Annotated in this window: 9 protein-coding genes; 1 reads left to right on the forward strand and 8 read right to left on the reverse strand. The window is 44.3% G+C overall.

Translation table 11 applies throughout. The annotated features are described in order from the left end of the window. Positions 1–12 precede the first annotated feature (12 nt). The 8 genes from dnaG to recJ all read right to left on the reverse strand — a co-directional run bounded on the left by dnaG (position 13) and on the right by recJ (position 11,105). Complete coding sequence (gene dnaG, locus KQP79_RS02785) at positions 13–2,094, reverse strand: DNA primase (protein WP_004305478.1); 2,082 nt, start codon at positions 2,092–2,094, stop codon at positions 13–15. 106 nt (positions 2,095–2,200) lie between these two features. After that, complete coding sequence (locus KQP79_RS02790) at positions 2,201–2,974, reverse strand: prephenate dehydrogenase (protein ID WP_004297263.1); 774 nt, start codon at positions 2,972–2,974, stop codon at positions 2,201–2,203. A gap of 57 nt (positions 2,975–3,031) precedes the next feature. Beyond that, positions 3,032–4,093 (reverse strand): bifunctional 3-deoxy-7-phosphoheptulonate synthase/chorismate mutase type II, encoded by a 1,062-nt coding sequence (locus KQP79_RS02795; protein ID WP_004297264.1) that lies wholly within the window; start codon positions 4,091–4,093, stop codon positions 3,032–3,034. Positions 4,094–4,180: 87 nt separating this feature from the next. Then, positions 4,181–5,359, reverse strand: a complete 1,179-nt coding sequence (locus tag KQP79_RS02800; RefSeq protein WP_004323592.1) for a pyridoxal phosphate-dependent aminotransferase — start codon at positions 5,357–5,359, stop codon at positions 4,181–4,183. Next, positions 5,334–6,182 carry a prephenate dehydratase gene (locus KQP79_RS02805; protein ID WP_004297266.1) on the reverse strand — a complete coding sequence of 283 codons (849 nt, stop codon included), beginning with the start codon at positions 6,180–6,182 and terminating at the stop codon, positions 5,334–5,336. Before KQP79_RS02805 ends, KQP79_RS02800 begins: the two co-directional genes overlap by 26 nt. Before the next feature lie 300 nt (positions 6,183–6,482). Then, positions 6,483–7,445, reverse strand: coding sequence for a tetratricopeptide repeat protein (locus KQP79_RS02810; protein ID WP_004297267.1), 963 nt, complete (start codon positions 7,443–7,445; stop codon positions 6,483–6,485). Between the two features lie 38 nt (positions 7,446–7,483). Then, on the reverse strand, positions 7,484–9,394 hold the full coding sequence (locus tag KQP79_RS02815; protein WP_061447554.1) for an ATP-dependent DNA helicase RecQ: 1,911 nt from the start codon (positions 9,392–9,394) through the stop codon (positions 7,484–7,486). Beyond that, positions 9,387–11,105, reverse strand: a complete 1,719-nt coding sequence (gene recJ, locus KQP79_RS02820) for a single-stranded-DNA-specific exonuclease RecJ (protein WP_004305474.1) — start codon at positions 11,103–11,105, stop codon at positions 9,387–9,389. Before recJ ends, KQP79_RS02815 begins: the two co-directional genes overlap by 8 nt. A gap of 232 nt (positions 11,106–11,337) precedes the next feature. On the opposite strand from recJ, the gene KQP79_RS02825 reads away from it, so the two are divergent. After that, entirely contained in the window at positions 11,338–11,868 is a 531-nt protein-coding gene (locus tag KQP79_RS02825) for an RNA polymerase sigma-70 factor (protein ID WP_138343178.1), read from the forward strand. The last annotated feature ends 68 nt before the right edge of the window (positions 11,869–11,936 follow it).

Below are 11,936 nucleotides of genomic sequence, written 5' to 3' on the forward strand. Positions count from 1 at the left end.
AAACAAATAAGCTTATCGTAAAACGACGCGATCTCCCAACCGCTTTGCCATGATGCTTTGTACGGTTCTCAACTCATTATAGCGTTGCATAAGTGAGTCGCATTTCTCATTATCATGGGCAAGAGCAGGATCTTGGAGGGCATAAAGCATGTGCTTCAATTCCTCTGTTACGATTGCATACTTGAAGTTAATCATTAACATCGGAACCATTTCATAGAGCCGCTCTTCATCCGTCACAATCTTTTGGGACTTGGAGTGATATTTACTAAGCTGATAACGCACATTAATCAAGTCTACACTCAATTTACTGATTACCGGATCAGGATGTGCCAGGAAATAACGTTCGGCAATGAAGTTGGAATCGTGCATGTGTGCAGCAGCTTCCGATAACATTTGGCGGTGCAGCGGATTATGGAAGGCTAACTCATCCTCTTTCAGATCATTAACCACATATTCTATGACGGTTACCGGAATTTCGTTTCCTTCTTCATCGGTCAGGTTACACATGATTTTCTCTCCATAACGAACTACCGCCTGTAATATCAGTCGCTCGAATTTGTAGAATTCCTGCCCTTCCTTTCCTTCCTGCGGAATAAAGGAAGCATAACTGTCTTCCTGCAGAGCAGGAGGAACATCTGTATATCCGCCATCCACTTCAGGAGGTAACGGAATATCTCCATTAGGTATTGGAACATCTTCAGGAGGTGTGCTGCCCTGTGACATCATAGCCGTTCTTTCAGCCATCCGGCGTTCCCGTTCCGTTTGTTCAGCTCGCTTCTCTGCTTGAGTTTCCCGTCTTTTGGCAACTTCTGATACTAGCAGCTTATCTTCTACATGAAGTAGCTGCGCGCATTCTTTGATATAGACGTCTCTGACAATTGCTTCAGGGATGACAGAAATACTTTGCACCAGATTACCAATCAGTTCCGCACGCTTGATGGGATCTTTTCCTGCATCCTCCAGTAGCAAGTTCGTTTTGAAGCGGATAAAGTCCGTTTCATGTTCCGAGATAAAAGTCTGAAATTCCGTTGAGTTGTGCTTGCGGGCAAAAGAGTCCGGGTCGTCCCCATCGGGAAGAAGACAGACTTTGATATTCATACCTTCCTCCAATAACATGTCAATTCCCCGGATAGAAGCCTTGATACCTGCTGCGTCGCCGTCGTAAAGCACAGTCATGTTGTTGGTGAACCGGTGAATCATACGGATTTGTCCCGGTGTAAGGGCTGTTCCCGAGGAAGCAACCACATTCTCTATGCCGGATTGATGCATGGAGATTACGTCCGTGTAGCCTTCAACCAAAAAGCAACGGTCTTGTTTTACAATAGCCTGTTTGGCAAAATATATACCGTATAACTCGTTACTTTTGTGGTAAATTTCCGATTCGGGCGAATTGACGTATTTGACTTTAACCCCTTTCGTTGCACTGGCAAGTACACGTCCGCCAAAAGCCACCACTTTGCCGGAAAGCGTATGTACAGGGAAAATAACACGTCCCCAAAAACGATCCCGTAACCGGTGGTCGTCCGTTTCGTAGCAAAGTCCTGTTTTTACCAAGTACTCTTTCTTATATCCTTTTTGGATTGCTTCTTTGGCGAATGCATCGTGGGCTTCAGTGCAGTAACCTAATTGGAATTTCTCAATGATGTCGTCGCGAAAGCCACGGTTGCGGAAATAGGCCATACCGATGCTACGCCCGTCTACATGATTTTTTAGTATGTTCTGGAAATAGTCGCGTGCAAAGTTATTAACGATAAACAGACTTTCGCGTTCGCTTTGCACAAACTTCTCTTCATCGCTTAATTCCCGCTCCTTGATTTCAATATTATATTTCTTGGCAAGGTACTTCAATGCTTCCGGATAAGACATCTGCTCGTGTTCCATAATGAAATGCACGGCATTTCCACCTTTTCCACAAGCAAAACATTTGCATAATCCTTTGGCGGGAGAGACATAAAAAGAAGGGGTTTTATCACTGTGGAACGGACATAAACCGACATAATTGACACCACGTTTGCGCAGGGTGACAAAATCCGAAACGACATCCATAATTTGTGCCGCGTCCAATATCCGGTCTATGGTAATTTGATCTATCATTCTTTCTCCTGTGAATCCGTTTTTGCGGATACAAAGGTACACATAAAAAAATCCCCTGCAAAGAACTTTTTTGCAGGGGATCGTTAAATCTTGGCACCGGTATTGATTATTTAATCTTTTCCCGGATCTTCGTCAGATACTTTTTCATACCTTCCGCATCCTTGTTTTCGATGATTTCGAGAAGGTTTTTCAACTCTGTCCGGATATTAGTCACTTGTCCCGGAGTGCGTGGGTTGAACAGTATTTCCTGAAGCAGGTAATCATCTTCGCTTAGCAGCCCTTTGGCGATTGCCATGTGCTTTTTGAACGTAGTTCCCGGGGCTTCCTGATGTTTCATTACGGCAGCAAATACGAACGTCGATACGAACGGAATAGAAAGCGAGTAGGCTACTGTTTCGTCGTGCTCATCAAATGTATATTCGAAGATGTTCAACCGTAATGTCTGGTAGAGGTCTTTGAAGAATATTTTTCCCAGGTGGTCGCCTTCACTGATGATGATGGCATTTTCGCTGCTTAGATTGCTAAGACTTGCGAAAGTCGGGCCAAACATAGGGTGACTGGAAACGTAGCGGAAACCACTTTCTTCATAGAACTTCTTCAATCCTGTTTTTACAGAGGCAATGTCACTAATGATACAGTCTTTCGGTAATACAGGCAGTATTTTGCGAAAGGCATCCAACGTGTACTTCACTGTAACAGCATTAATAACCAGTTCCGGTTCAAATTCCTTAATCTCCTCCAATGTAGTGAAACGATACGTGTTATAGACGAAACGCAACTGGTGCGGGTTGACGTCGAACACGGCCGTCTCGTGTTGAAAGCTCAAAATATCAGTAAAGAAGGAGCCCATTTTACCAGCTCCAAGGATTAATATTCTCATAATGTTTATTATTTAGTAGTCAAGTAGTAAGTAGTAGATACTACTTGACTACTCTAACTACTTATTAATAATTTCCATCTGTTGACGAACTGATTCTTCGTGGATGGCTTCGAAAATCTTCTTCATAAACTCGCTGTCCATACCGCATTGTTCGCCCTGCGCGCCACGTTTTTCCAGAATCTCATTGTAACGTCCGGCTTGAAGGACTGTGATTCCGTGCTCTTTTTTGTAAGTACCGATTTCACGTGCCACACGCATTCTTTTTGCTAATTCCTGAATGATATTGTCGTCACATTCGTCAATCTGTTTACGGAGCTGTGCCAGACTTTCGGTAGACTGTGTTTCCGTACGGATTACCAACAGATTGAGGATATAGTCGAGTACGTCCGGAGTAACTTGTTGAGAAGCATCGCTCCATGCGCAATCCGGGTTGCAGTGGCTTTCTACAATCAGACCGTCGAAATTCAAGTCCATAGCCTGTTGGCAAAGCGGTGCTACCAACTCACGTTTTCCACCGATATGGCTCGGATCACAGAAAATCGGAAGATTAGGGATACGGCGGCGTAGTTCGATAGGAATATGCCATTGGGGAAGATTTCGATAGATCTTTTTGTCATAACTGCTGAAACCTCGGTGGATAGCACCCAGACGCTTCAAACCAGCGTTGTTGATACGTTCCAGTGCTCCGATCCATAATTCGAGATCCGGGTTCACCGGGTTCTTAACCAATACAGGGATATCAACCCCTTTCAGTGCGTCAGCGATTTCCTGTACGGCGAAAGGATTGGCAGTGGTGCGTGCACCTACCCAAAGAATATCGATTCCCGCTTTCAGACATTCGTAAACGTGTTTGGCTGTTGCTACCTCTGTAGAAACATACATTCCAGTTTCTTTCTTCACCTCTTTCAACCAGGCAAGACCTTCTACACCGATACCTTCGAAACCTCCCGGTTTGGTACGCGGCTTCCAGATTCCGGCACGATATATTTTTTGTCCTTTAGCAGCCAGTTGTTTGGCTGTATCCATTACTTGTTCTTCTGTTTCTGCGCTACACGGGCCGGCAATGACAATCGGTCTTTTAGCTTCAACGCCCGGTAATAAAATTGATTCGAGTTCCATATTCTTATTTGTTTTTATTCTTTTAATAACTTGTTTTCATTGAAATTGTTCTGTCTCATTCTACTGTCGTTCTCTCTTTGGGAGAGGTTAGATTCTTTTAATTCTTTCCAGAGCTTCTGCCAGCTTATTGTCCTTGCAACAAAGTGAGATACGAATATACCTTGCTCCGTTACTGCCGAAGATAAATCCCGGAGTGATAAACACTCTTGCTTCATGCAGCACCTTTTCTGTCAGTTCCTCTACATCTTTGCAGGAAGCGGGAATCTTTCCCCAAAGGAACATTCCTACTTGTTTTTCGTCGTAGGTGCATCCCAATGTTTTCATAATCTCACCGGCGAAGTGACGACGGTTGCGGTAATTCTCGTTATTGCCTTCATACCAGTCCGCTTCGGCCTCAAGAGCAGTTGCTGCAGCCAGTTGCATAGCACGGAACATACCGCTGTCGATATTACTTTTCACTTTCAATATCCATTGTACGAATTCCGCGTTTGACGCCAGCATGCCGATACGCCAGCCGGGCATATTGTGGCTCTTGCTCATAGAATTGAACTCGATGCAACAGTCTTTGGCTCCCGGTACACTTAGGATACTGATAGGTTTTTCGTTCAGAATGAAGCTGTATGGATTATCATTCACAATTACGATATTCTTGCGACGGGCAAAGTCAACGAGACGTTCATAGATTTCCGGAGTTGCATTGGCTCCCGTCGGCATGTTGGGATAGTTGGTCCACATCAGTTTTACACGGCTAAGATCCATTTTTTCCAGTGCCTCGAAGTCAGGCATCCAGCCATCCTCTTCTTTCAGGTCGTAGTTGATAACTTCCGCTCCGAGTATTTTACTCAAAGAAGTATAGGTAGGGTATCCCGGATTCGGGACTAGCACCTGCTCACCCGGATTGACGAATGCCAGCGTAACATGGAGAATTCCTTCTTTAGAGCCGATTAAAGGCTGTATCTCCGTATTCGGATTCAGTTCCACTCCATACCAGCGTTGATACCAGGCAGCGAAGCCTTTGCGCAGTTCAGGGATACCTACATACGGTTGGTAACCGTGTCCGTTGGGATCATGAGCATTGTTGCACAATGTTTCGATGGTTTCCCTTGAGGGAGGCATATCGGGGCTTCCGATACCGAGGCTGATAACATCCTTTCCCTCTGCATTCATCTGTGCTACCTCTTTTAGCTTCTTTGAGAAGTAGTATTCGCTTACACTTGCCAATCTGTCGGCAGGAGCGATTTTATACGTTTGACTTTCCTTCTGCATATTCGCCTAATAATTTAAGTTCTTTGGTTAATGGAGTGATTGCAGCAATAGACTGCTTGTATCTTAGATAATCGTTGAAAGCTACATCTACGTAAAACTGGTATTCCCATTCCCGTCCGATGATAGGCAACGATTGAATTTTTGTCAGATTGATATTATAGAACGATAGAATGGATAAAACCTGTGACAGGCTGCCTTCCGTGTGTGGAAGAGTGAATACGATACTTGCCTTGTTGGTTGCATTGGCATGATGTTGGCGGAGTTCGTCTACTTGCCAGGGATCGGCAACAACCAGAAAACGGGTGAAGTTGTGCTTGTTCGTTTCAATACCTTCCTGAAGGACTTTCATGCCGTAACGTTCAGCTGCTGCTTTGGAGCAGATGGCAGCGTGTCCTTTCAGATTTTCATTCTTGATGATTTCTGCGCTGCGGGCCGTGTCTTCACCTTCCACCACTTTCAACTGCGGATGTTGATTCAGAAATTCGCGACACTGCATCAGGGCGATAGGGTGGGAGTTGACTTCTGTCAGATCTTCCCAGTTCTCATCGGGGAGACAGACAAAACTGTGCGAGATGCGCAGTTTGTATTCACCGATAATCTGTGTGCCGCTTTGTCTCAACAATTCATTGTTGTGCAACAAACTTCCCGCAATCGTATTCTCGATGGCTAGCATTCCGATAACCTGGCTGTCTTTCCGTATCGAAGTAAACACATCTTCGAAGTTGGCACAACAGATTAACTCTATTTCTTCTCCCTCGAAGTACTTGTGTGCGGCGATATCATGATATGAGCCGAGTGTTCCTTGAATTGCTATCTTTTTCATTGTTCTAAATATATTATATAAAAAAATCCCGCGTCCATATTGGAGCGGGATTCATATGATTGATTTCTCTATTCAGTCCTTAAGCATCACTGTCACTTGATACATACAAACTCCCGCTCTACTTTGTTGCTAAAGTAAAAGTAAAAAAAGAAGTAATATGCATAAGTAAATGATTTCATTAGAATCTATCTTTTTTGCTTTGGTTTTTAATTCTGGGGCAAAAGTAATAATTTTCTGTTAGATGCAAACAAAAAACGATACTTTTTTTGTTTTCTTGCCTAAAATAGATGAAAAGGATACTTAAAAGATGCCGGGAAGTGCTTCAGGCTTTGGTCCCAGGTTCTTGAATTCTCCGTTCAGACCAGCTTCCTCTTTCGGATTCAATTCCAGAGATTTCTTCATGTCCTCTACCGAACCGTCCTTATCACCATTCAGTAATTTAGCACGTCCGCGTTCTTTGTAGGCTTCCGCAAAGTTCGGATTCAGCTCGATGGCTTCATCAAACAGGCCGATGGCTTCCGTCAGTTTTTTCTGGTTGATATAAAGTTGCCCTAAATAAAGGTATGCCTGTTCGTTGAACGGGTTTATTTCCGTCACCAGTTTGTAATCTTCTTCTGCCTCTTCGTCCTTGCCGTCTGCTTCTTTCACTTTTCCGCGCAGGAGCATGGCTGTCTCTTCTTCCGGATTCTGGGCGAGCACAGCATCTATATCTTCCATCATATCTTTATACTGTTTCAGGTTCATCAAAGCTTCCGCACGTAATAGGCGAGCTTCAATGAAATCATCTTTCAAAGTGATTGCTTTGGTGAGATGGGCAATAGTCATCAGGTCGTCATCCTGTCCCTTACGGGCTTTCCCTAATAGATAATGAGCCACGGCATTTCCTTCTTCGATGGCAATCGCTTTATTGGCAGCTTCTTCCATAGCCTGATAATCTTCCTGGATGAAGCATACATTGGCCAGTGTCAGGAAAGTGCTTGTGACGTCAGGTTCCATAGCAGCCATCTTTTCCAATAGCTCGCGGGCCTTTGCCGTTTCCCCCATCTGGATATAGAGTTGGCTAAGATAGCCCATTGTTTCAAACTCTTCCTTGATGGCAAGAGCTTCAATAAAACATTTTACTGCATAATCTGGACGTCCCATGCGTTGCGCACGTAAACCGTCGTATTTGAAAATCTCGAAATTTTTCTGATCGTTTTTCTGTTTTTCACTTTCCGGAGTTTCCGACTTACCGGAGAAGAAAGATTTAAAAAAGTTCGGCATGGTGTGTTATTTTTGAGTTACTTTGCAAAGGTAGTAACTTATTTTGAAATATGTATCATTCCATCCTGCATCTTCCATTCACCTTCCTCCAATAAATATTGGATGACTTCGCTGATGCTCTCTTTTTCCGCTTCTATCTTATCGGCTATTTCTACTGGTGTCAGCGGTTTCTGGGTGAGTAATTCTGATATTTTCTTTTTCAGTTCCTCGAAATCGAAAGAATTCTCGGTCAGGGCATCGGTTGCACGGTGACTAAGACAAACATCGCATTGTCCGCAGTTGTGCTCGTTCTTCTCTCCGAAGTAACGGAGCAGCATCCGGCTCCGGCACACATTCTCCGAAGTGACATACTCTTCCATCGCTTTGATGCGGGCTTCATACCGGGCTTTGCGTTCTTCGTAGACGGAAGGAGGAATATGCACAAAACGAAGTTCCTGCCGTTCGCGGGTGTATATAATATAAGGTGTCTTTTTGTGCGGAATGTAATCCACGATACGACGTTTGGTAAGCGTGACCAGTATATTATAAATTTGTTCGCGGGTCAGTCCGGTACGTATGGACAGGGTTGCTTCGCTGATATAGGCATAGTCGGTGAATACTCCGGTGTAAGAGCGGAGAATCGTCTGTATCAGTGCTTCGGCTTCCGTTCCCATTTCTCGCAATTTGTATAGTTCGTCCCGGCGAATCGTGAAAAGAATACGAGAGGCATTATCCTGTTCGTCCGTATATTCCAGATAGCCGGCTTGAGTCAATATTTTCAGTGCACTGTCTACCGGAACCGGGAAGTATTTGAACTTCCGGCAAAACTCTTCCAGATTAAACTCGCGGACACATTGGAAACCGTCGCCCATTGCCATCTGATAGTAATACTGCAAATGTTCGTAGACATTGAGAATATACTCCTTGTCGGGGAAAGTATCCACAACGCGCCTGTGCAGCGTCGTTCTGTCCGTTTTGGTGTATAAGATTACAGCATACGCTTTTTCACCGTCTCTTCCTGCACGACCGGCCTCCTGGAAATAAGCTTCGAGAGAGTCGGGGAGATCGAGATGCAATACGATACGCACGTCGGGTTTATCAATCCCCATTCCAAAGGCGTTTGTAGCTACCATTACACGAACTTCTCCGCTTTGCCAGCGTTTTTGCCGGAGGTCTTTTACGGCATTATCCAGTCCGGCGTGATAGAAGTCGGCGGTAATATCTTCGTTTACCAGTAACTCGGTGATTTCCTTGGTGCGCCGTCTGTTGCGGGCATAGATAATGGCGCTGCCGGGTATCTTTCGTAAGATATGCAACAGCTCTTGAGTTTTGTTATCCGTTTGCCGGACGATATACGCCAGGTTTTTCCGTTCGAAGCTCATGCGGAAAACATTCTCTTCACGGAAATCCAGGCGAGCTTGAATATCCTTCACTACTTCCGGAGTGGCGGTCGCCGTAAGTGCCAGTACCGGAATTCCCGGTAGCAATGTCCGTATTTCGGCAATTTTTAGGTAAGCAGGACGGAAGTCATATCCCCATTGTGAGATACAGTGACTTTCGTCGACCGTAATCATGGAGACTTTCATAGATCGCAGTTTGGTACGGAATATGTCCGTGTCCAGACGTTCCGGAGAAATATAGAGGAATTTATAATTACCGAAGATGCAATTCTCAAGAGCAGTGAGAATCTCCTGCCGTGTCATGCCTGAATAGATGGCAAGCGCCTTGATGCCGCGTTTACGTAGGTTTTGCACCTGATCTTTCATCAGGGCGATGAGAGGAGTAATGACAATGCAAATCCCTTTCTGGGCGAGAGCAGGCACTTGAAAAGTGATGGACTTACCGCCTCCGGTCGGCATAAGTCCCAGTGTATCTTTGCCTTCGCCGATACTGGTGATGATCTCCTCCTGCAAGTCGCGGAAGGAGTCATATCCCCAATATTGCTTTAATATCTCCTGATACTTATTCAATCGGCTTTATATCCTCGATTTGAAGTTGTACTTCACCACGCTTGTGCGTGTTTTCTTCAATGGTGTAACAGATGTCGAACGAGCGTTTCGTTTTGATATAACGTACGTGTGAGCTCTGTCCGAACGCGATACCGTTCATTACATTATTCGATTTATTATCGACCAGTTCGAGTTTGATATGTTCCTGATCGCGTCCCACCACTTTACTTGTTCCGTAATCATAAACATGATGAGTGCAGAAAATAGGTTTCGTGTTATCAGGACCGAAAGGATTAAACTTTTTCAGGTCGCTGAAGAACTTGGATGAAATATCCCTGAAATCTATTTCAGCATCAATCTCGATAACGGCACTGGTTTGTTCCGGTAAGATATGCTGTGAAACGTATTCTTCGAATCGTTTGGTAAAGGCATTCACGTTTTCCACTTTCATCGACAGTCCGGCGGCGTATGTATGTCCCCCGAAGTTTTCCAGCAGGTCGCGGCAATGCTCGATTGCTTTATATACGTCAAAGCCGGAAACTGAACGTGCGGAGCCTGTTGCCATATCATCCGTCCGGGTCAGTACCACGGCAGGGCGGTAGTACACTTCTGTCAGACGGGAAGCTACGATACCAATCACTCCTTTGTGCCATTCTTCGTTGTAGAGCACGATGGAGCGGCGATCGGCTAATCCTTCCAGATTGGCAACGATGTTGTTTGCCTCTTCCGTCATACTCTTGTCGAGGTCTTTCCGGGTTTCGTTGTATTGGTTGATTTGTCCGGCTTTCTCAAGCGCTATCGAGAAATCTTTTTCCGTCAGCAGGTCTACGGCTTCTTTTCCGTTTTGAATACGTCCTGATGCATTGATGCGCGGTCCGATTTTAAACACAATATCGCTGACGGTGATTTCCTTTTCAGAAAGTCCGCATACGTCGATAATAGCCTTCATACCAATGCTCGGGTTACTGTTCAGTTGCTTCAGACCGTGGTAGGCGAGGATACGGTTTTCACCCATAATCGGAACGATGTCCGATGCAATACTCACAGCTACAATATCCAGCAAAGGAATCAGGTGGTGGAACTCGATACCATTACTGATAGCGAATGCCTGCATAAACTTGAAGCCGACTCCACAACCGGAAAGGTGAGTGTACGGATACGTATTGTCCAGGCGTTTGGCGTTCAGAATAGCTACGGCAGGCGGAAGCACATCATCCGGTACATGATGATCGCAGATGATGAAATCAATCCCTTTCTCTTTGGCATAAGTGATTTCCTCTACTGCTTTAATTCCACAATCGAGTACAATAATCAGTCCTACACCGGTTTCTGCGGCATAGTCCACTCCTTTTTTAGAAATGCCATACCCTTCATTGTATCGGTCGGGTATGTAATAATCAAGGTTCGAATAGAACTGTTGAATAAACTTGTAGACCAATGCTACGGCAGTAGTACCGTCTACGTCATAATCTCCATAAATTAGAATACGTTCTTTCTTTCCCATCGCCCTGTTCAGACGTTCTACTGCAATATCCATATCCTTCATCAGGAACGGATCATGCAGGTCGGGCAATTGCGGGCGGAAAAACTTCTTGGCATCTGCTGCCTTTGTAATTCCCCGCTGCACCAAAAGTTGTCCAAGTATCGGGCTAATCCCTAGTTCCTGGGCCAATGTCTGGCTTGTCTCTGCCTGTTCGGGTGTAATGGGTCGATAATTCCATTTGTGATTCATTTTATATATTGTTTTTTCTTTTTCTGTTCTCAAGGGTTGAAAAGGCACTTCTTTCCAACAAGGGGTAAAAGTACGAAAAAAAGCGGAAGTGTATAGTAGATAAGACGAAAATATTTCAAGGCTGGCTTTTGGAAGATAACTTCTTTTAGCTATCTTTGCTTCGTTAACAAAAGTCTAAACAGGTGAGAAATACGCTAAAATGAGAAGACAAAACGGTGCCATAAGCTCTAATATGACATTTGATGATATCTATATTGAGTATTATCAACGTTGTTTCTTGTTTGCTAAATCCTATCTTCACGATGAGATGCAGTCGAAAGATATAGCCTCTGAGGCAATGATAACTTTATGGAGTACGATGAAGACTGAAGAGGTGAAAAATATCCGTGCTTTTTTGATGACTGTGGTAAAGAATCAGGCCTTAAACTACCTGCGAAATGAGCATCTGCGGATGGAGGCCAGGGAAAACATCCTGGATGATGAACTTTACGAACTTGATTTCCGTATCTCTTCTCTTGACTCTTCCGATCCTAACCAACTTTTCTCTGAAGAAATAATCGCCATTGTTAATCATACTTTAAATGAATTGCCGGAAAAAACAAGAAGGGCATTTATGATGAGTCGATATGAGAATAAATCGATGAAAGAAATCGCTGAATCATTAAATATGACAGTGAAAGGGGTAGACTATCATATTGGCAAAGCGTTGCAAGCTTTAAGGAAGAACCTCAAAGATTACCTTTATACTCTACTTTTTTTCTAATAGAATACCTTACCGATAAAGTTCTCCTTCGGCATTGATGCATATCCTCCTCGGCATTGATGAACAAA

It is taken from the genome of Bacteroides sp. DH3716P (assembly GCF_025914115.1).
Classification (GTDB): Bacteria; Bacteroidota; Bacteroidia; order Bacteroidales; family Bacteroidaceae; genus Bacteroides; species Bacteroides ovatus.

Excerpts from the sequence above, each read along its gene's own strand:
- KQP79_RS02800 (WP_004323592.1), bottom strand. The coding sequence starts at position 5,359 with ATGCAGAAGGAAAGTCAAACGTATAAAATCGCTCCTGCCGACAGATTG.
- KQP79_RS02795 (WP_004297264.1), bottom strand. The coding sequence starts at position 4,093 with ATGGAACTCGAATCAATTTTATTACCGGGCGTTGAAGCTAAAAGACCG.
- KQP79_RS02825 (WP_138343178.1), top strand. The coding sequence starts at position 11,338 with ATGACATTTGATGATATCTATATTGAGTATTATCAACGTTGTTTCTTG.
- recJ (WP_004305474.1), bottom strand. The coding sequence starts at position 11,105 with ATGAATCACAAATGGAATTATCGACCCATTACACCCGAACAGGCAGAG.
- KQP79_RS02805 (WP_004297266.1), bottom strand. The coding sequence starts at position 6,182 with ATGAAAAAGATAGCAATTCAAGGAACACTCGGCTCATATCATGATATC.
- KQP79_RS02790 (WP_004297263.1), bottom strand. The coding sequence starts at position 2,974 with ATGAGAATATTAATCCTTGGAGCTGGTAAAATGGGCTCCTTCTTTACT.
- dnaG (WP_004305478.1), bottom strand. The coding sequence starts at position 2,094 with ATGATAGATCAAATTACCATAGACCGGATATTGGACGCGGCACAAATT.
- KQP79_RS02810 (WP_004297267.1), bottom strand. The coding sequence starts at position 7,445 with ATGCCGAACTTTTTTAAATCTTTCTTCTCCGGTAAGTCGGAAACTCCG.